The 20,045-nt window shown below is 68.0% G+C and carries 12 protein-coding genes; 7 read left to right on the plus strand and 5 right to left on the minus strand.

The genetic code is table 11. The features are described from left to right. Positions 1-10: 10 nt before the first annotated feature. The 5 genes from VN11_RS21100 to VN11_RS21120 all read left to right on the plus strand — a co-directional run bounded on the left by VN11_RS21100 (position 11) and on the right by VN11_RS21120 (position 5,590). On the plus strand, positions 11-568 hold the full coding sequence (locus tag VN11_RS21100; protein WP_053451145.1) for a hypothetical protein: 558 nt from the start codon (positions 11-13) through the stop codon (positions 566-568). Between the two features lie 35 nt (positions 569-603). Continuing rightward, positions 604-1,725, plus strand: coding sequence for a hypothetical protein (locus tag VN11_RS21105; RefSeq protein ID WP_053451146.1), 1,122 nt, complete (start codon positions 604-606; stop codon positions 1,723-1,725). Positions 1,726-1,762: 37 nt separating this feature from the next. Continuing rightward, on the plus strand, positions 1,763-3,379 hold the full coding sequence (locus VN11_RS21110; RefSeq protein ID WP_053451147.1) for a hypothetical protein: 1,617 nt from the start codon (positions 1,763-1,765) through the stop codon (positions 3,377-3,379). Positions 3,380-3,433: 54 nt separating this feature from the next. Beyond that, positions 3,434-4,330, plus strand: coding sequence for an oxygen-dependent coproporphyrinogen oxidase (gene hemF, locus VN11_RS21115; protein ID WP_053451148.1), 897 nt, complete (start codon positions 3,434-3,436; stop codon positions 4,328-4,330). A 96-nt stretch (positions 4,331-4,426) separates the two neighbouring features. Beyond that, the gene (locus VN11_RS21120; RefSeq protein WP_053451149.1) at positions 4,427-5,590 is read left to right on the plus strand and encodes a hypothetical protein; all 1,164 of its coding nucleotides are present in this window, start codon (positions 4,427-4,429) and stop codon (positions 5,588-5,590) included. Between the two features lie 66 nt (positions 5,591-5,656). Here the strand turns inward: VN11_RS21120 and VN11_RS21125 are convergent, their stop codons facing one another. Together VN11_RS21125 and polA are read right to left on the minus strand one after the other, a co-directional pair. After that, entirely contained in the window at positions 5,657-6,136 is a 480-nt protein-coding gene (locus tag VN11_RS21125; protein ID WP_053451150.1) for a DUF421 domain-containing protein, read from the minus strand. 328 nt (positions 6,137-6,464) lie between these two features. Beyond that, the gene (gene polA, locus VN11_RS21130) at positions 6,465-9,239 is read right to left on the minus strand and encodes a DNA polymerase I (RefSeq protein WP_053451151.1); all 2,775 of its coding nucleotides are present in this window, start codon (positions 9,237-9,239) and stop codon (positions 6,465-6,467) included. Between the two features lie 98 nt (positions 9,240-9,337). Between polA and VN11_RS21135 the strand changes: the two genes are divergently transcribed. Then, a complete protein-coding gene (locus VN11_RS21135) occupies positions 9,338-9,622 on the plus strand; it encodes a DUF2782 domain-containing protein (RefSeq protein WP_040006855.1) in 285 nt (94 codons plus the stop codon). 54 nt (positions 9,623-9,676) lie between these two features. Here VN11_RS21135 and VN11_RS21140 read toward each other — a convergent pair whose 3' ends face one another. From VN11_RS21140 to VN11_RS21150, 3 genes are all read right to left on the minus strand, one after another. Then, positions 9,677-17,197 carry a filamentous hemagglutinin N-terminal domain-containing protein gene (locus tag VN11_RS21140; protein ID WP_080374986.1) on the minus strand — a complete coding sequence of 2,507 codons (7,521 nt, stop codon included), beginning with the start codon at positions 17,195-17,197 and terminating at the stop codon, positions 9,677-9,679. Between the two features lie 9 nt (positions 17,198-17,206). Next, positions 17,207-18,871 (minus strand): ShlB/FhaC/HecB family hemolysin secretion/activation protein, encoded by a 1,665-nt coding sequence (locus tag VN11_RS21145; RefSeq protein WP_053451153.1) that lies wholly within the window; start codon positions 18,869-18,871, stop codon positions 17,207-17,209. A 365-nt stretch (positions 18,872-19,236) separates the two neighbouring features. Then, on the minus strand, positions 19,237-19,683 hold the full coding sequence (locus tag VN11_RS21150) for a universal stress protein (protein ID WP_005411629.1): 447 nt from the start codon (positions 19,681-19,683) through the stop codon (positions 19,237-19,239). 186 nt (positions 19,684-19,869) lie between these two features. Here VN11_RS21150 and VN11_RS22635 point away from each other — a divergent pair, with 186 nt between their 5' ends. Continuing rightward, positions 19,870-20,016 (plus strand): hypothetical protein, encoded by a 147-nt coding sequence (locus tag VN11_RS22635; RefSeq protein ID WP_006476817.1) that lies wholly within the window; start codon positions 19,870-19,872, stop codon positions 20,014-20,016. The last annotated feature ends 29 nt before the right edge of the window (positions 20,017-20,045 follow it).

Raw genomic sequence — 20,045 nt, forward strand, 5'->3', positions numbered from 1 at the left:
AGGACACCGGATGTCAGTGCCGCTCCCGCCGCCCTCGTTGCAGCCTTCGCCCTACCACGCGTGGATCCGGCCACTGGTCCAGGCGTCGTTCTGGCTGTCCGCGCTGCTGGCCGGCTATTTCGTGCTGCAGGGGCTGCTGGTGTGGCCGCTGCACGACGTTCCACTCTGGCAGCTGCTGGCGGGTGAAGCACAGCATCGGCAGATGCACAGCCTGGCCTGGCTGCTGGCGCACCCGGTGGTTGCCTCGATGATCGCCGCACTGCTCTGCCTGGTCTCGGCCGTGGCCAGCTGGGGGCTGCTGCGCGAACGCTACTGGGGCCTATGGAGTTTCGTGGTGATGCTGCTGCTGAGCGCACTGGCCAATTTCGCGATCACCTGGTGGTGGGACGTGTTCATGCGCGACATGATCGTGCTGCTCGCCGACGGGCCGGAGATGCAGCAGTCGCTGCAGCCGCGTCGCTGGATGATGACCTTCACCCTGCTCGGCACTTCAGTGCTGTTCCTGGGCCTGCAGGGTTGGCTGGCCTGGCGCCTGTTGCGGCCCGATATCCGCTCGCGCTTCCACTGAGCCCCACCCCCTTCTCGCACGACAAGGACCGTCGCATGCGCTTGCTGGCTCTTTTCCCTGCCCTGCTGCTGTTCGCCGCGCTGCCTGCCAGCGCCGATGCCCTGCGCTGCGGCGAGTATCGCAGCCTCGATGACGGCATGGCACTGGTGTTCACCAGCCCCAGCAACGGTTACCGCCACAACGGCATCGGTGAGCCGGAGCCGCTGTGGGTCGATCGCAGTGCGGCACAGACCCGCCTGGTCATGCTCGATGATGGGGTGGCGGAGCCGGTCCGGATCAGCGCCGATGGGCAGCGCATCGAGGACAGCGTGACGGTGGTCTACACCCTGCGCCAGCCCCGGGCCTGCACCGCCGAACCCAGCGCGGTGGCCGGCAGCTGCCACGCTGCTGGCAGCTACTGCATGGTGCAGCTGCCAACGGCCTCGCCCGGCCAGGCCCGGCGCGCCTGCGACGAGGGCGTGGGTGCGGGCTGCTCGACGCTGCTGCGGCTGATGCGTGAGGGCAGTGCGGCGGATGCTGCCGATGACGCCGGCCCGGCCGTCTTCGAGCGCCCGCCGCCGTGCCGCGAACACACCGCCGGGCACGATCGGCAGGCCTGCGAAGCCATGACCGACGATGCACTGGCCACCGCCATGCGGCGGGTGGATCAACGGCTGGCACAGGAAGACGAAGACACGCTGGATTCGCCGCTTCCGGCCGCTGCGCGCGATCGCCTGCAGCAGTTGTGCCTGCAGCACCGGGGTGGCCGCTTCTGCGTCGAGGTGGCCGCGCAGCAGCTGATCGCGCTGGAGCCCGCATTGGCAGTGCAGGCCCTGCAGGTCACCTGCGATGGCGGCCGCGTCAGTGCCTGCGAACGTACCGCGCCGCTGCGTGAACTCGGTACCGATCTGCGCCTGGTGCCGCTGCAGCGGGTGCCGTGTGGCCGCTACCAGGCCGACGGTGGCGTGATCGACATGCTCGACTTCGGCGATGGCACGCAGGCCCGCCTGCACGAAGGCGCCGTCCAGCTGCAGCAGAACGGCGAAACCCTGACGCTGCGCCAGCTCGGCAATGGCGACCTGCTTGGCATGGATGTGCAGACGGCCTACCAGCGTTACCAACCCGTGCCCGGAACGGCACAATGCACGCCCCCGCGCGAGGGCCGTGGTTCGCCGTAGCGCCTGGAGTTTTCCGTTCGATCGTCAAGGAGACGACATGCATTCACCCGCACCGCGCCGCCGCTGGCTGGCCTGGGCGTTGCTGCTGGCCGCGCCGATGGCCGCCGCGCAGTCACTGCAATGCGGCCTGTTCAAGGCCGATGAAGGCAGCAGCACGCTGCGCATCAGCTCACCCAACCGTGGCGAGCAGAAGCACTTCGGCAGTGCACCGTCTCCGGTCGCGTTCCAGCAGATCGATGGAAAGCTGCAACTGGTGAATCTGGAGTACGGCCTGCCCAGCGCGCTGCAGGTGCGCGATCGTGGCCGCACGGTCGAGGTGGATGGCACGGTCTACATCCTGCAGGCCCCCGCGCAGTGCACCGCGGCCGCCACGCCGGCTGAAGGCAGTTGCCTTGCCGATGCCGCGGCGTGCCTGGACAATCGTCGCGAAGCGAATCCAGCCGCGCTGGAAGCAGGATGCCGGGAAGGCGTGCCCGGCATGTGCCTGCAACTGGCCGATCGTTGGCACGATGAAGCCAAACCCACGGTCGAGGCCGATCCTGCCCTGGCAAAGGCAGCCCTCGACGCCGCCTTGTCCGGCATCAAGCTCCCCGTCGCCTGTGACGATGGTGGCTTCGAACAGGGAACCCCGGCGTGTGCCGCCGCGCTCGAGGCCGACCCCGCAGTGCAGGAGCAGCTGGTCAAGGCCGCGATGACGGCCGCCATGACCGAAGCGATGGTGACGATGACGGCGCCGACCGTGCCGGTGATCATTCCGACTGAGCGGCGGCAACAGTTGTTGCGGCTGTGCCGCGAGGTACCGCATGGCGGCTTCTGCACCCGGGTGGCTGAACTGTCCTGGGAGGCGGGAGATCCCCAGCAGGCGGTACAGGCCCTGGCTGCGGCCTGCATACCCGGCAATGACACCACCACCTGCGAGCGCCTGCCGGCGTTGCAGGCGGTGGGCGCATCGTTGCAGCCGCAACCGGCAACGGCCTTGCCCTGCGGCAGCTACCGGGCCGACGGCGGCCTGATGGACACGCTGGACTTCGGCGATGCCGGCCTGGTTGGCGTGGGCTGGAGCAGCCATCTTCGCGCACGCGTCGAAGAGGGCGACATCCGCATCCGCCACGACCGGGGCGGCGACTTCGTGCTGCGCCCGCTGCCTGGCGGCCAACTGCTGGGCCTGGACACCTGGACCCGCTTCCAGGTGTTCGTCCCCACTGGCGAGGGCTCGAGCCGCTGCAGTGCACCGAAGCAGTTCAAGGTGCTGCCACTGCCACAGGATTGCCCGCTGGCTTTGGCCAACGAGGACGGGGCCGAAGCCTGCTGCGCACAGGGCAAGCTGCAGGGCTGCAACATTCTCGGCAACCGCCTTGCGCTGTCCGGGAACTGGTTGCAGGCCGCCGAGCACTACACCACGGTCTGCCGCGCTGGCGTCCGCGAGGGCTGCGAGAACCTGGTCACCGCTCAGGGCAACGGTGCGGATGTGGACGCACGGGCAACCCTGGAGCAGCTGTGCAAGGCCGACCGCAGCGGCCTGCATGTGGCCTGCGACGTACTCGGCACCCAGAACTGGGAGCTGATCACGCTGGGTGGTGCCCTGCAGAAGGCGGTTGACGAGGCGGCCGTGGACGACGCTCCGGCGCCGCGCAATTCCAACCGCAAGCGCTGAGCCCGCCAGGGCCTGTCCGCAGCTTCGGGCGGGCCCTGCGGTAAAGTACGCGCCATGAACGAATTCGAGCGCGTGCGCGCCTACCTCACCGACCTGCAGGACCGCATCTGCGCGGCGATCGAGGCCGCCGATGGCCAGGCCCGCTTCCAGGAAGACCTGTGGCAGCGGGCCGAGGGCGGCGGCGGGCGTACCCGCGTGCTGCGCGACGGTGCGGTGTTCGAACAGGCCGGCATCGGCTTCTCCGACGTGGCTGGCAGCCGCCTGCCGCCGTCGGCCTCGGCCAACCGCCCGGAACTGGCCGGCGCCTCGTGGCGCGCCACCGGCGTGTCGCTGGTGTTCCACCCGCTCAATCCCTACGTGCCGACCACCCACGCCAACGTGCGCTTTTTCCAGGCGCAGCGCGACGGCGAAGTGGTGGCCAGCTGGTTCGGCGGCGGCTTCGACCTGACCCCCTTCTATCCGTTCGACGAGGACGTGCAGCACTGGCACCGGGTCGCACGCGATCTGTGCACACCCTTCGGCGAGGAACGCTACGCCGCGCACAAGCGTTGGTGCGATGAGTACTTCTTCCTGCGCCACCGCAACGAAACACGCGGCGTCGGCGGCCTGTTCTTCGATGACCTGCATGGCGATTTCGAGCGCGATTTCGACTATCTGCGCGCGGTCGGCGATGGCTTCCTGGATGCGTACCTGCCGATCGTGCAGCAGCGCAAGGACACGCCCCATGGCGAGCGCGAACGCGAGTTCCAGCTGTACCGCCGTGGCCGCTACGTGGAATTCAACCTGGTCTACGACCGCGGTACGCTGTTCGGCCTGCAGAGCGGTGGCCGCAGCGAAAGCATCCTGATGAGCCTGCCGCCGCGGGTGCGCTGGGAATACGGCTTCAACCCGGACGCCGGCAGTGCCGAGGCACGCCTGGCTGATTACCTGGTGCCGCGCGACTGGCTCTGAGCTTCCGGCACCACGCCTGGGGCGTGGTGCTTTCCCCTGCCTGCGGTGCGTCCTGCACCGGACAGGTCGTGTTCTTTCTTCTTCAAGGATGATGTCATGCCTGCTGTTGTTGCCCTCCGCCCCCGCGCTGCGGGTTGGCGCTCCCTGCTGCTGCTCGTGCTGGCCTCGGCCAGCCTGCCGGCCGCCGCGCAATCGATGGCTTGCGGCACCTACAAGGACAGCAGCGGCAACACCACGCTGACCCTCGAAAGCGAGGGCCACGGCTTCCTGTCCGGCCCCTACCAGGCCACCGAGGAACTGCGCATCGCCCGCCAGGACGACGTGCTCGGCACCGGCAACCTGTCCACGGGCCGCCTGGAGAACTGGTACTTCTCCGACAACGACCGCACCCTTAGCACCCCGTACCGCGAGTTCACCCGTGAGCGCTCCGCCGCATGCAAGGTGATGCCAGAGCCCATCGAAGACGGCTGCGTGATGAACACTTCCGAGTGCCTGGAGGCCTTGCCGGAAGCCGAGCCGCAGAAGCTGCATGCCTGGTGCGCCGAGGGCGTGGGCGCCGCCTGCATGCGCCTGCTGGAAACCTACCAGCAGCAGGCCAAGGACGCTTCGCCGAGCACAGCGGAGCCGCCGATGCCCGAGATCTGCAAGGAGGAGTCACCGTCGTTCGATGCCGAGGGCTGCACGACGGTGGCCAGGCAGGTCGCCTCGGAAATGATGGGCAAGGCCCTGCTCGGCCTGCAGCATTCGGTGGATGCGCCGCTGCCGCCGGCACAGCTGGATGAACTGATCGCCCTGTGCCGCGTGCAGCAGGGCGAAACGTTCTGCGCCGACACCGCCGAGACCTTGTGGAGCAGTGGCCGCCTGCAGCAGGCCCGCGAGGCGCTGCAGCTGTCGTGTGCGCAGCGCGCGGATGCCCCGGCCTGCGGGCCGGCCAAGGATCTCGGCGTGCTGGCCAGCGCTCCCGGCACGGCGCTGGCACCGGTCACGGCCAGCGCGCTGCCCTGCGGCAGTTTTGAAGCCGAACGCAGCGTGCTGTCGCAGCTGCGCTTCCTGCAGGGCGGCGTGGTCGAAGCCGGTGGCCGCGAGCAGCCACTGCGCGCCAGCCTGCGCGACGGCCGCATCCTCATCCATCGCGAACTCGGCAGCGACTTCGTGCTGCAGCTGCTGCAGAACGGCAACCTGGCCGGTATCGACGGTGGCAACCGATTCGCCTACTACGAGCGCAAGCCTGCGGCGGGCAACGACCGCTGCATGCCTTGACCGGGGCTGCGGTCCCCCGCCCGGCTGATGCACCGTGCAGCCGGGCCCAGGCACGGCGCTACCAGGTCAGGTGCTCTTCCTGGGGATGATGGTGATGTGCCCGTTGATCTCCAGCAGGGCCAGTTCGACATCCTCCACGCCCAGGCAGCCCTGCTGGCGCATGGCGGCCTCGAAATCGGCGCGGGTGACCTGTTCGCGACGCAGAACGGTGTCGAACAGGCGCCCATCGCGCGCGATCACCACCGGCTCTCCCTCTACCAGGCGCTCGATCCGCCGGCTGCGGGTACTCACCCAGCCCACCCCGTAGTTGAGCAGGATCAGGGTCGCCGCCAGCAGCAGGCCGCCGCCCAGCGAGGTGTCGGTGCCCAGCAGGGCGTTCTGCACCGCATTGCCCAGCAGCACCACCAGCAGCACGTCGAACGGGGTGATCTGCCCCAGCGGGCGCTTGCCGCTGAGCCGGACCATGCCCAGCACCACGACGTAGACCACCACCGCGCGCAGGATGAACTCCCACCACGGCATCGCCAGTGCGAACAGATCGGGCATCGTTTTCCCCTGCGGAGCGGTGGCCCAGCGTGGCGCAGACCAGGGAATCTGGCAACGGCACAAATAAAAAGCCCCGCTGACCAGGGGGAGGTCAACGGGGCCGGGGAACGGGCACTTGGGGAGGAGTCCCCGTTCCGAGATCTGCTCCAGGGGATGGGAGAGATCCACAACAGGCATTGCGCCTGTCGAGAGTTATAGAAGCACTCCGAACACTAACGGTTCGTGAAGGGGCCCAATTTAATGAACTTCAATCGGGGGAACATTCATGATCGAGTCAGAAACCCCCGACTGATGAACAAATTCACGTCGTTTTCGGCCTGAAACGCCGTCAGTGCGCCTCGTCCCAGTTGCTGCCGATACCGGTATCGACCACCAGCGGCACCCGCAGTTTGGCCGCTTGCGACATGCGTTCCACCACCTGCAAACGCAAGTCTTCAACGAAACTGCTTTCGGTTTCGAACACCAGTTCATCGTGCACCTGCAGGATCATCCGTGCCGGTGCGCCGCTGTCACGCAGCCACTGGTCCACGTCCACCATCGCGCGCTTGATGATGTCGGCGGCGGTGCCCTGCATCGGCGCGTTGATCGCCGCGCGTTCAGCCCCCGCGCGCAGGCCCTGGTTGCGGGCATGAATGTCGTTCAGGTACAGGCGGCGGCCGAACAGGGTTTCCACGTAGCCCTGGTCGCGGGCCTGCTGGCGCATCCGCTCCATGAAGTCGCGCACGCCCGGGTAGCGGCTGAAGTACAGCGCCACGTAGTCCTGCGCCTGGCCACGGTCGATGCCCAGGTTGCGGGCCAGGCCGAACGCGCTCATGCCGTACATCAGGCCGAAGTTGATGGCCTTGGCGGCACGGCGCTCGTTCGGGGTCACCTCCTCCAGCGTGCGCCCGAACACCTCGGCAGCGGTGGCACGGTGCACGTCGGCGCCCTGTTCGAAGGCGCGCACCAGGCCCGGGTCCTCGGACAGGTGGGCCATGATCCGCAGCTCGATCTGCGAATAGTCGGCCGCCAGCAGCTGGCAGCCCTCCGGCGCCACGAACGCGCGGCGGATGCGGCGGCCGTCCTCGGTGCGGATCGGGATGTTCTGCAGGTTCGGGTCCGATGAGGACAGGCGGCCGGTGGCGGCACCGGACTGGTGGTAGCTGGTGTGCACGCGGCCGGTGTCCGGGTTGACCATCTCCGGCAGCTTGTCGGTGTAGGTGCTGCGCAGCTTGGCCAGGCCGCGGTACTCCAGGATCACCCGCGGCAGCTCGTGCTGCTCGGCAATCGCCTCCAGCGCCTCTTCATTGGTGCTGGGCTGGCCCTTGGGGGTCTTCACCACCGCCGGCAGCTTCAGCTCATCGAACAGCACCGCCTGCAACTGCTTGGGCGAATCCAGGTTGAAGCTGCGCCCGGCCAGCTCGGTGGCCTTCTGCTGCGCGGCCAGCATGCGCGAGGACAGGTCCTGGCTCTGCCGGCGCAGTTCGTCGGTGTCGATCCGCACGCCATTGGCTTCGATCGTGGTCAGTACCGGCACCAGCGGCATCTCGATGTCGCGGTATACGCTGTCCAGCGCCGGCTCGGCCAACAGCTGCGGCTGCAGCGCGTGGTGCAGGCGCAGGGTGATGTCCGCGTCCTCGGCCGCGTAGCGGCTGGCTTCGTCGATGCCCACCTGCGAGAACGGAATCTGCTTGGCGCCCTTGCCGGCCACGTCCTCGAACTTGATGGTGCTGTAGCCCAGGTAGCGCAGGGCCAGCGAGTCCATGTCGTGGCGGGTGGCGGTGGAATTGAGCACGAAGCTCTCGAGCATGGTGTCGTCGTGGTAGCCCTGAATGTCCACGCCGTGGCGGCGCAGCACATGCAGGTCGTACTTGCCGTGCTGGCCCAGCTTCTTCTTCGCCGGGTCCTGAAGCACCGGGCGCAGCGCGTCCAGCACCTGCTGCATCGGCAGCTGCGCCGGCGCACCCGGGTAGTCGTGGCCGACCGGAATGTAGGCGGCCCTGCCCGGCTCGACGGCCAGGCTGACGCCGACCAGGCGCGCACGCATCGCGTCCAGCGCATCGGTCTCGGTATCGAAACTGATCAGGTCGGCCTGCTGCAGGCGCTCGACCCAGGCCTGCAGCTGTTCGGTGGTCAGCACCGTCTCGTATTCACCGGGCGCGGCCAGCGCCGGGTCCAGCGTACCGGCAGCCGGCACTTCGGCGCTACCACGGGCGAAGCCGGCGGCGGTACCGCGCAGGCTCGGGGTGGCCTCACTGGCAGCGGTGGGCGCCGGCAGCGGTGCTCCCAGTTCCTTCAGCGCCTGGGTGAAGCCGTAGCGCGTATACAGCTCGGTCAGCTCCGGCACGTCCTGCTCGCGCAGGGCCAGCGTGGTCGGGCTGGCGTCCAGTGCCACATCGGTGCGGATGGTCACCAGCTCGCGGTTCAGCGGCAGCCGCTCCAGTGCGGCGCGCAGGTTCTCGCCGATCTTGCCCTTCATGGTCGGCGCTGCCGCCATCACCCCGTCCAGGTGCTGGTACTCGGCCAGCCACTTGGCAGCGGTCTTCGGCCCGCACTTCTCCACGCCCGGCACGTTGTCGACGGTGTCACCCATCAGCGCCAGCAGGTCGATGATCTGGTCAGCACGCACGCCGAACTTGTCCATCACTGCCGCGTCCGAATCCATGCGGCTGCCGGTCATGGTATTGACCAGCTCGATGCCCGGACGCACCAGCTGGGCGAAGTCCTTGTCGCCGGTGGAAATGGTCACCTTCAGGTCCTGCGCCAGGCCCTGCAGGGCCAGCGTGCCGATCACATCATCGGCTTCCACGCCGGGGATGCGCAGGATGCTGATGCCCAGCGCCTCGACGATGCGGCACATCGGCTCGACCTGGCTGCGCAGCTCGTCGGGCATCGGCGGCCGGTTGGCCTTGTACTGGTCGTACAGGTCGTCACGGAAGGTCTTGCCGGGCGCATCGACCACGAACGCAACGTAGGCCGGGCGTTCCTTCAGCGTCGAGCGCAGCATGTTGACCACGCCGAACAGCGCGCCGGTGGGTTCACCCTGTGCATTGGACAGGGGCGGCAGCGCGTGGAACGCGCGGTACAGGTAACTGGACCCGTCGATCAGGACTAATCTGCTCATGCGCCGATTCTACGCGCCCGTGCCTGCACCGCGACGACACGGCACGCACCCGGCGATGGGGCATAATCAGGGCTCTATCCAGGCAAAGGCCCCCGCCGATGAAGACCCTGATGCTGGCTTCCGTGCTCCTGCTCGCTGGCTGCGCCAGCATGGGTGGCGCAGGTGCTCCCCCGGTGGACGTCAAGGGCGCCGATGTCTCCAAGCGCACCATGGACAACGGTGACACCATCGAGGAATACCGCGTGTCCGGCCAGCTGCGCATGGTCAAGGTGACCCCGTCGCGCGGCGCGCCGTACTACATGTACGACAAGAACGGCGACGGCCGTTTCGACAACGACAAGGACGGCGTGTCGCCGGTGTACTGGAAGCTGTACAGCTGGTGATGTGACCGGCATCGAACCGGGCGGAGTGGCAGCACTCCGCCCATGTTCAACGGGTTACTGCACGCAACCCGCCGCGTCACCGTCGCAGGCCCGCGCCGTCCCCGCAGGCAACCGGATTCCAGGGTACGTGATGCCGATCGCACGCTGCTCAACGGCTGCTGCCGCCGCATCGACATAGACAGCCCGCGGCAGCACCGCGCCCTGTGCGAGCACTCCAGGACGCATCGCTTCGGGATCAGGTCCATCGCCCACCACGAGAGGTCGGCCATCTGTGCCCACGGCATGGAAATAGGCCGGCGGGCGTCCGATGAAATCGATCGTGTGCGTTCTGCCGGCGCTGGTCAGATAGATCGGCAGGGGCTGGGTGCCGATGCCACCGCTGGACCACCAATGGCTGTCACCGGCCAGCACCGGCGTGGTACCCAGCTGGCGGATGTCACCGCCCTGCACCTTCAGGTGGAACCCGTTGTTGCCGGCATCGACGCTGAATGCGCTGCCGTTGAGCGAGGCGAGGGTCAGGGTACCGGCGTTGGTCAGGCTGAAGCCTGCCGGCGACTGGAAATCACCGAGGGTGCCGATGGCATTGGCCACGAACAGTGAGGCATCGCCCAGCATCGTCGGGCCGGCCGCGCGTCCACTGAGCTGGTCAGCCAGCAGGCGGCCACCGGCACCGGCGCGGATCGCACCGGACGACTGCAGCCGCAGCCCGCCCGCCTGCACACTGCCATCGAGCAGCAGATCACCACCGCGCACGTCGAGCAGGCCCTGTGCGCCGGCCTGCACGTTGCCGGTCACCTGCAGCCCCTGCATGGTTTTCAACTCCAGGCCCTGGCTGCCGAAGTCACCGAGCGTGGCGATACGGTTGTCGCCGCGCAGGCTGGCCTTGCCGCCGGCACTGCCCTGCAGGCGTTGTGCGGCCAGCACACCCCCGGTCTGGGTCAGCGTGCCACCACTTGCGAGCTGCAATACCCCCCCGGCCAGTACATCCTGGCCGAGCTGCAGGTCCTGGCCGCTGCGCAGGGTGATGTTGTTGCCGCGCAGCGCCGCCGGCAACCGCAATGCGCCGCCGGCCTGCAGCTGCAGGTCACCGTTGCCGGTATCGATTGTGCCGCTGGGCAGATCCAGTGCGCCCCCGGCCTGCAGGCGAACCGCTGCGCTGCGGCTGTCGAGCGAACCGATGCGCAGGTCGCCCGCACTGGTCAGATCGATGCCCGCGCCCGCCAGCGACACCGCACCGCGCAGATCGTTGCCAGCCAATCCCAGTGCAATCGATGCATTGCTGCGCAGGTCGGCGCTGCCATCCACGCGCAGCGTGCCGTCCTGATCGATGCCGTTGCTGCCCACCGCCTGCAGGTTACCGCCCACGCGGGTCGTGCCGAAGTGCAGTTGCTGGCCCTGCAGGGTCACATCGCCGGCGACATTGGCCGTCGACAGGGTCAGGTGTCCTGCACTGCGTGCAGCCAGGCCGTCCGCCGTCACGCCCTGCAGCTGCAGCGGGCCATCGCTGGCCAGTGCCACCTGCCGGCCCTCCACCGTGACCGCATCGCCGAAGCGGTTGCCACCGGCCTGCAGGTCGATGTCACCGCCAGCGCTCAGCCGGGTCGTGCCTCCCACCTGCGCGGCACCCTGCTGGCGGATGTCGCCGGCGCTGGCCAGCGACAGCTGGCCGCTCGCGGCCACGTTGCCCAGCAACAGCGTATCGCCGGTTACGTTGATGTCACCGCCGGACAGGTTGAGCGCGCCGCCGAAACGGTTGCCGGCATTGCCCAGCGCGATGCGCCCGCTGCCTGCATCAACCTGCACCGCACCGACCGACTGCACGCTGCCACCCACTGCATTGGGCACGGCGACCTGCACGATGTCCGCGTTGCTGCTGGCCAGGCTCAGCGAACCGCTGCTGCGCAGATCGGCCCCCAGGCGCACGCCATCGCGGCCGACCACGGTCACGTTGTTGCCGGCCAGCAGCGCATTGGCCTGCACCACACCCCCATCGGCGAGCAGGGTCAGGTTGCCGGCGCCGGCATCGATGGCCGGCAGCTGCAGGCCTCCCCCGGCGTGCAGGCGCACATCGGACGGGCCGCCGTTGTTGAGGCGGTCGACCTGCAGATCGCCCGCTGTGCGTAGATCGACACCGTTGCCGTCCAGCCCGACCGCACCCGTGAAACGGTTGTCGGCACGGTCCAGTGCAATGGCGCCCTGCGTGCGCACGTCGCTGCGTCCGCCGACTTCGAGCGCCGCCTGCTGGGAAACACCGCCCAGGCCCGCGCGCGCATCCAGGTTGCCGCGGGCGGACACGCTGTCGAGCAGCAGGCCGTCACGGGCGGTGATGGCAATGTTGCCGCCCTGCAGGGCGACGCTGCCATCGAAGCGATTGCCGGCCTGGTCAAGGCTGATGTCCGAACCGGCCTGGAAGCGGCTGTTGCCCGTCACCTGCAGCGCGTCGGACTGGGTGATCGCAGCGGCGCTGTTGACCTGCAATGCGCCCTGCACCGAGGTTGCACCGAACCGCACGCCGTTGCCGCTGAGCAGCACGTCACGCGTGGCCTGCAGGTTCTGCAGGTCCAGGGCCGTGTTGCTGGACAGGGTGATGTCGCGGCCCTGCACCTGCAAGGCACTGCCCAGTTGATTGCCGGTTCCGCCCAGCACGATATCGGTGCCGGCGGTCAGCTGGCTGTTGTTGCCGATCGCCAGGCTGCCACTCCCCTGGTTGATGGCACCTGCGCGTGCGGTCGCCACCAGTGCACCACCGATGCTGGCTCCCTCCAGCAGCAGCGAGGCGCCATCGAGCGTGACATTGCCCGTGACGTCGGCGGCGCCCAGGGTCAAACGGTCACCACTGCGTGCAACCAGGCTGCCCGCCGTCACGCCCTGCAGCTGCAGCGGGCCATCGCTGGCCAGTGCCACCTGCCGGCCCTGCACCGTGACCGCATCTCCGAAGCGGTTGCCACCGGCCTGCAGGTCGATGTCACCGCCAGCGCTCAGCCGGGTCGTGCCTCCTGCCTGCGCAGCACCCTGCTGGCGGATGTCGCCGGCACTGGCCAGCGACAGCTGGCCGCTCGCGGCCACATTGCCCAGCAGCAGCGTATCGCCGGTTACGTTGATGTCACCGCCGGACAGGTTGAGCGCGCCGCCGAAACGGTTGCCGGCATTGCCCAGCGCGATGCGCCCGCTGCCTGCATCAACCTGCACTGCGCCGACCGACTGCACGCTGCCACCCACGCCATTGGGCACGGCGACCTGCACGATGTCCGCGTTGCTGCTGGCCAGGGTCAGCGAACCGCTGCTGCGCAGATCGGCCCCCAGGCGCACGCCATCGCGGCCGACCACGCTCACGTTGTTGCCGGCCAGCAGCGCATTGGCCTGCAACGCACCGCCATCGGCGAGCAGGGTCAGGTTGCCGGCACCGGCATCGATGGCCGGCAGCTGCAGGCCTCCCCCGGCGTGCAGGCGCACATCGGACTGGCCGCCGTTGTTCAGGCGATCGACCTGCAGATCGCCCGCTGCGCGTAGATCGACACCGTTGCCGTCCAGCCCGACCGCACCCGTGAAACGGTTGTCGGCACGGTCCAGTGCAATGGCGCCCTGCGTGCGCACGTCGCTGCGTCCGCCGACTTCGAGCGCCGCCTGCTGGGAGACACCGCCCAGGCCCGCGCGCGCATCCAGGTTGCCGCGGGCGGACACGCTGTCGAGCAGCAGGCCGTCACGGGCGGTGATGGCAATGTTGCCGCCCTGCAGGGCGACGCTGCCGTCGAAACGATTGCCGGCCTGGTCCAGGCTGATGTCCGAACCCGCCTGGAAGCGGCTGTTGCCCGTCACCTGCAGCGCGTCGGACTGGGTGATCGCAGCGGCGCTGTTGACCTGCAATGCGCCCTGCACCGAGGTTGCACCGAGCCGCACACCGTTGCCGCTGAGCCGCACGTCACGCGCGGCCTGAAGATTCTGCAGGTCCAGGGCCGTGCTGCTGGACAGGGTGATGTCACGGCCCTGTACCTGCAGTGCGCTGCCCAGTTGATTGCCGGTTCCGCCCAGCCCGATATCGGTGCTGGCGGTCAGCTGGCTGTTGTTGCCGATCGCCACGCTGCCACTTCCCTGGCGGATGTCGCCGGCACTCGCGGTAGCCAGCAGCGCGCCGCCGATGCTCACCTGGTCGAACAGCAGGGACGTACCGTCAACGATCGCAGCGCCCGCAACATTGGCATTGGCCAACGACAGCGCGCCCGTGCTGCTGGCATCCAGCGCGGCGGCCGTCACGCCATCCAGTGCCAGGCCCGGCTGCGCGCGGATCCGCACCTGGTTGCCGCTCAACGCGACCTTACCGGCAAAGGTGTTGGCCGTTGTATCCAGCATCAGGTCGCCACCGCTGCCGGCGCTGAAGCTGGCATCGCCACCGACGGTGAGCGTACCGCCCTGGGTGAACCCGGTGCCGCTGCTGACGTCAAGCCGGCCACTGGTGCGGAGCGCCTGCGCGATCACGCTTGACCCCTTGAGTTCGAGATTGGCCAGCCCCGCGCCGGGCGTGGTACCCGCACCGGACTGCAGTTCAAGCGCGCCGTGCGCATTGAGCGCCAGGCTGCTGCGGCCATCGCTGCTGCCGTCGATACGACCGGCCAACAGGTTGCCGTTGTTGCTGCGGATGCTGAACACCCGGGGGGTGTTCGCCACCAGGTTGACGTTGCCCAGGCGGATCGCGCCGTCGGCGGTGATGTTGCCGCCGAGCTGGAGCGGACCCGCACCACGGCTGTCGAGGCTGGCGAGCGCCTGATTGCCGCCCACGTCACCGGCAAACACTACGTTGAGCCCGCTTGTGAGCGTCAGTGCGTATCCACCATCGATGCGCCCCCGAAAACTGATCTGGCCAAGCTGGCTGTCCAGCACGCTGTCGCGGGTCAGCGCCACATCGCCCTGGAAGTACTGCAGGCCGATGCTCCTGCCGCTGGCGGGAAGCTGCACGACATCAGCCGTCGCAATCAGGCTGTCCACATCGAAATCGGAGAACGCCAGCGTGCCGGCAGCAGAGATGTAGCTGCCGCGGCCCTTCAGTGACACCGTGTCGCCAAACCGGTTCACCGGCCGGCCCATGCCGTCGGTCCTGTCGAGGTTGACGGCGCCGCCGGCATCGATATGGGTGGTGCCGCCGACGTCCAGCATGCTGCCCGCGGCCTGCTGCAGCCCGCCGGTGAGATCCAGCCGCAGGTTCTCCGTCAGCGTGCTGTTGCCCAACAGCAGATCGCCCGCGCGTAGTTGGGCACTTCTGCCCGCCAGGGCGACCTCGCCACCGAAGCGATTGCCTGCATCGATCAGATTGATGTTCCCCGCACTCCGGAACCAGGCCCGGCCATCGACCTGGTAGCTGCCGGCCTGGACCAGGCTGATCGCGGAGTCGATGCTGAGGTTGCGCTTGCTGACGATGCCTCGACCGTTGAACAGAAGCCCGGTGATGCTGACATCGGCGGCATTGATGTTGCCGTTGACCTGGATCTGGCCGCCAGTAGTCAGTGCCAGGTTGTAACCACCGGCGGTGTTGCTGGAGATGCCGTCGGTGGTGAGGGCGCCGCCGCCAGTGCTGATCAGCTGCGTGTTGCCGTCCAGCACCACGTTGCCCTGCAGCAGGATATCGCCGGTGCTGGTGAGGCGGCTGCCCAGCACGATGGTATCGGCGCGACCGTGCAGGCGACCCACCACCCCGGCTCCTCCCACCTCGCCGCCGATCGTGAGCTGGCGTGCACTCAGATTCAGACCGCCACCGTCACCGTCGACCGTTCCGCCGAGTGTGAGGCTCCCGATGAGCGAGGTCAGGCTGCGCTCACCGTACACGCGCACCGGGCCAGAGAACCCGAGCGTGCCCAGCGTGCTGACATCGCCGAACAGGCGCGCACCGTTGCCCGTGCTGACATTCAGGCCCTGCAATGCGGTGCTGCCACCAATGGCACCGGAGAACGTGGCCATTCCGCTGGCGTCGACGCCCAGCTGGTAGCTGCCATCAACGGTGCCGTCGAACAGGATCGTCCCACCCTGCAGCGTCGCGTTGCCCTGCAGTGTCACCGCGGACCGGTAGGCCTGGTTACCGGACGTGGTGATCGTACCGCTCAGGCCAAGGCTGCCGCCCTGCGCATCCAGGCTGCGCGCGTCGATATCGCCCAGGTTCAGTGCACCGATGCCGACCAGACTGACATCGGCTCCTTTCGCGCTGACCCGGTTGCCGAAACTGTTGCCGGCATGGGTCAGGGTGATATTGCCCGCAGCTGCGTCGAGCGTGGTATTGCCACCTACCGACAGCGCCCCGCTGTTCGCCAGGCTGGTCGAGGTGGCCAGGGTCAGGTCGGTACCGACATGGCCACCAACGCGGCTGATGGCATTGCTCGCCTGTCCCAGGGTCACTCGGCCCTGCGTATCCAGTTGCAGCGCGCCCTCCAGCGAACCCGCGGTCTGGGTGATGTTGTTCGCGTCGATTCCGATCGAGTCTGCCTTGATCGAGCCTGACAGCACCACGTCGCCGTTGATGCCGCCATTTAAGTTCACGGTCCTGGCGTCGATGCTGCCGCCGGTCATCTGGACGGCGACCGGCCCCCCCATGACAGCCGATCCCACCGTGGACATCGCCGTGGCCGTAACGATGGCGTTGTTGATCGCCACCGGTGCAGAACTGCGGATGGTCAGGCTGCCGTCGCTGGCATCGATGGCGTTGGCGATGATCGTGCCGCCCGCGTTGATGCCGGTAGCGGACAGACCCGGTCCCATCAATGCCGTCATGCTGATGTTGCGTGCACTGAGGGTGCCGACGTTGCTGATGCCGGTTCCTGCGATGCCACTCGCTGCGGTGGTGACGAACGCCAGGCTTGGCATGCCGGCCGATGACACACCGGTCACCGCGGTCACGGCACCGGCCGCCACCAGATCGATGTTGCCCAGCGGTGCGGCGATGTAACCGTTGTTGAACACCGAACCGCCGACCAGGCTGATCCCGCCGGCCGTCGCCGTCAGCGTACCTCCCAGGTTGCTGACCGCGGCACCGGCCCCTGCGCCGCCCAGTTCAAAACTGGGCGGCAACCCACCACTATCCAGCGGAATCCCCTGTGCGCCGGGCGTCAGGGTGCTGGCCAGCAACCCGCCCACGTTGACGCTGGCAGTGCCGGTGAAGGTGATGCCCGCCGGATTGAGCAGGAATACCTGCCCGTTGGACAGCAGCTGGCCACTGATGATGCTGGCGGACGGGCCGGTCACCAGATTGATCGCCGTCGACCTCGAGCCTGCCTGATCGAATCTGACCGTGTTGCCGGAGCCGATGCTGAAGCTGCTCCACTGGAACAACGCAGCCTGGCTCTGCTGGGTGATCGTCATGGTGTTGCCATTGACGTTGATGATTCCCGAGCCCGACGTAATGGTGCCGTTCTGTGGCAGGGTCTGCGCCGTGGCCTGCAGGCTGCCGGTCAGCAGCAGCGCCGCGGTCAACGGTGCCAGCCAAAGGGGAGTGCGTGATCGCTCCGGGACGCAGCGACGTGGCCCGCGCGCGAACTCCGCAGCGACCTGCACCTGGCCCAGCGAAGGATTGAAGACGAGTCGGTAGATACGGTTCATGGTCGCTCCTCAGAAGGTCAGGCCAAGCCGCGCATACACGCGGACATCGCGGCCGTCACCCGGTCGCAGGGCGCTGGTCGGCTTGGCCGCCGCCACGCGCAGTTCCAGGTTCTTCCACTGGCGCAGGCGGAAGGTCGCGCCCATTCCCACCGATGCCAGGTCGGCCGGTGCCTCCAGCCCATCAACATCGAACACCCGTGCCTGGTCGGCGAACACATCCAGCTCCAGCACTTCGCGCCATGGCACGCCGCGGAACGGCGAGGCCACATCGCCGAAGCCCGGCGCGTCGACGTGGTACTCCAGCGCCCCGTACCAGCCACGATCGCCCAGGGTCTCGCCCTGCGCGTATCCCCGCACGCTGTCGTTGCCACCGACCTGGAACTGCTCCAGTGCCGGCAACGAGTTGTTGCTGTACTGGCCATTGAACTTGAACAGCAGGCGTTGGCTGCGGCTGAGGTACTGCAGCCGCAGCAGGCCCAGGCGCACCACGTTGAACCGGCTGTCACGTGTCGGGTTGATCGCATCGAAGTCAGCCGAGCGATCGCGCAGCGACTGGCGTAAGCTCAACTGCGCCAGGTTGATGCCATGCCAGCGTGCATCGTTGTGGCGCACGCTGGCCCCCACCTCGGCCACATCGTATTTCTGCTTGGAAAGAACCAGCCCCAGCGCTTCAAAGCGCGAGCTTTCGCGGATGTAGCGCGCCGAGCTGGTCACCTGCAGATCGGGCCGGTTGATGAACTTCCAGTCGGCACCTGCATAGGCCTGCGACGCCGGTCCCTTGAGCTTGAAGCCGCGCAGGATGCCGTCGTCCACCTCCAGCTCGCTGCGGTTGGCACCGGCCAGCACCGACAGACCCTGTACCGCCTGCAATGGCACGCTGTAGGACAGTGCGCCGGCACGGCTGGCCTGTGGATCGAATGCATACGTGCCACTGGCGGCGAACACATCGCCCAGGCCCAGTGGACTGTTCCAGGTCACCCCCAGCTGGGCACGGCCGCGCCCGGTCAACTCGGTGCCATGGTTGTCCACGCTGGTGCTGATCTCGTAGGGCCGGCCGCTTTCACGCGCGACCAGCACCAGGTCGGTTTCACCGACGTTCTCGCCGGGTTGCAGCACCGAGGAAACGGAAACCCCCGGCAGGTCACGCGCGTACAGCAACGCGCTGTCGATGTCGGCCTGGCGCAACGGCTGCCCACGCAGGCGTTCGGCCACGTTGCTGAGCGTATGGCTGCGGTAACGCTGGTTGCCCTGCACCACCACCTTGCCGATGCGCCCTTCCAGCACGCGCACTTCGATGCGGCCCTCGGCATCGAGCTTCTGCGGCGGCAGGTAGGCGACGCTGACCAGGAAACCCGCCTTGCGATAGGCCGCCGTCACCGCATCCGCCGCCCCCTGCAGCTGGGCGAAGTCCAGCACCGCCACGTCGGCACCCTGCGCCAGGTGTGCAAAGTACGCGTCCAGCACGGCCTGGACGTGGGCGGGCGTGATGCCTCGTTGTGGATGCTCACCGACGTCGCTGGCGCGGAAACCACGCACCTGCAGGGTCTGGCTGCCGGTACGCGCGGCCATGTCGGGCAACCGGGTGTCCGCTGGAATGTCGGCCGGGGGGGCCGCCGCCGCGACAGGCAATGCTGCAGACAGCAGCAGTGCGAACGACGAACGCTTCAACGGCATCAAGATGTCCTCCAATGACGGCAGATGTCCAAGGCAACGGACAACGCTCCGCCAGTCCCCGGGCGGAGTGCGTGAAAAAGACAGGCGCAGCAGAACGCGCTGGCAGCCAGCAGGCGATCCGCCCACGGCCCAGACATGCATGCACCTCAACAACCCCGCGCGGAGGATGCCACAAAGAATGAACGGCGACGCGTGCCGTTCGTAACCGTTCGTCGGACACGCCCCAGCAGCGCCGATGCCGACGCCACATGGATCGATCTGAATGCTCGTGCGCCACTCAGGGCCCACAAAAGATGACGCCGGCGCGCATCCTGCGGCCGGCGTCGGGTCCCCTCCCCGGGAACGCGTGAATCAGCGGGTGTGGATCAGCGGATGACCAGCACCGGCAGCGTGCTGCGTGCCAGCACTTCGGCGGTCTGGCTGCCCAGCAGCACGCGGGTGACGCCACGGCGGCCATGCGAGGTCATCACGATCAGGTCGCTGTTGCGCTCACCCGCCGTCTCGATGATGCCGTCGGCCGCGTAGCGGTCCAATACGTGCACCGGGTTGGCGGTGATGCCCTGCTCGGCCGCCTTGGCCAGCGCCGGCTGCAGCACCTTCTGTGCGCCTTCCTCGCGGTCGGCCTTGTACTCGGGGCTGTTCATGTAGCCCACGCTCCAGCCCATGGCGTCGTACATGCCGACGGCCCACGGCTCGGAAACGGTCACGATATCGACCTCGGCATTGAGGTCCTTGGCCAGCTCCAGGCCCTTGGCCAGGCCCTTGTCGGCCAGCTCGGACCCGTCGGTGGCAATCAGGATGCGCTTGTACATGGTGGGGCTCCGTAGCGATCTGCCAGATGGGAACGACACCATTGCACACCGGATGTGCAGGCCGCGCCTTGAGCAGGATCAATCCGGCGCCGCGCAGCGGCGTGTGCGCATCGCCCGCTTGCGTGCGCCGGTCAGTGCGGCGCATGCTCGGCGGGCGGCGCACTGCCGCGCTCAAGGCCGACCGACATGCAGGACAACAAACCGCCCGCCTGGAGTTCCCAGACATCCATCCTGGTCGCCGCGATCATCGCCTTGGCGGTGCTGTTCGGCGGCTACCAGATCGGCAAGGACATGGCGCTGCGCGACAATGCGCGGCAGGCGGCCGGCCGGTAACCTGCTGCCGTAGAGTCGAGCTTGCTCGA

The sequence above is a fragment of the Stenotrophomonas maltophilia genome, assembly GCF_001274595.1.
Taxonomy (GTDB): domain Bacteria; phylum Pseudomonadota; class Gammaproteobacteria; order Xanthomonadales; family Xanthomonadaceae; genus Stenotrophomonas; species Stenotrophomonas forensis.

Coding starts and splice junctions, on each gene's coding strand:
- VN11_RS21140 (WP_080374986.1), bottom strand. CDS start 17,197: ATGAACCGTATCTACCGACTCGTCTTCAATCCTTCGCTGGGCCAGGTG.
- VN11_RS21150 (WP_005411629.1), bottom strand. CDS start 19,683: ATGTACAAGCGCATCCTGATTGCCACCGACGGGTCCGAGCTGGCCGAC.
- VN11_RS21125 (WP_053451150.1), bottom strand. CDS start 6,136: ATGCCCGATCTGTTCGCACTGGCGATGCCGTGGTGGGAGTTCATCCTG.
- VN11_RS21110 (WP_053451147.1), top strand. CDS start 1,763: ATGCATTCACCCGCACCGCGCCGCCGCTGGCTGGCCTGGGCGTTGCTG.
- VN11_RS21105 (WP_053451146.1), top strand. CDS start 604: ATGCGCTTGCTGGCTCTTTTCCCTGCCCTGCTGCTGTTCGCCGCGCTG.
- VN11_RS21145 (WP_053451153.1), bottom strand. CDS start 18,871: ATGCCGTTGAAGCGTTCGTCGTTCGCACTGCTGCTGTCTGCAGCATTG.
- VN11_RS21120 (WP_053451149.1), top strand. CDS start 4,427: ATGCCTGCTGTTGTTGCCCTCCGCCCCCGCGCTGCGGGTTGGCGCTCC.
- VN11_RS22635 (WP_006476817.1), top strand. CDS start 19,870: ATGCAGGACAACAAACCGCCCGCCTGGAGTTCCCAGACATCCATCCTG.
- hemF (WP_053451148.1), top strand. CDS start 3,434: ATGAACGAATTCGAGCGCGTGCGCGCCTACCTCACCGACCTGCAGGAC.
- VN11_RS21100 (WP_053451145.1), top strand. CDS start 11: ATGTCAGTGCCGCTCCCGCCGCCCTCGTTGCAGCCTTCGCCCTACCAC.
- VN11_RS21135 (WP_040006855.1), top strand. CDS start 9,338: ATGAAGACCCTGATGCTGGCTTCCGTGCTCCTGCTCGCTGGCTGCGCC.
- polA (WP_053451151.1), bottom strand. CDS start 9,239: ATGAGCAGATTAGTCCTGATCGACGGGTCCAGTTACCTGTACCGCGCG.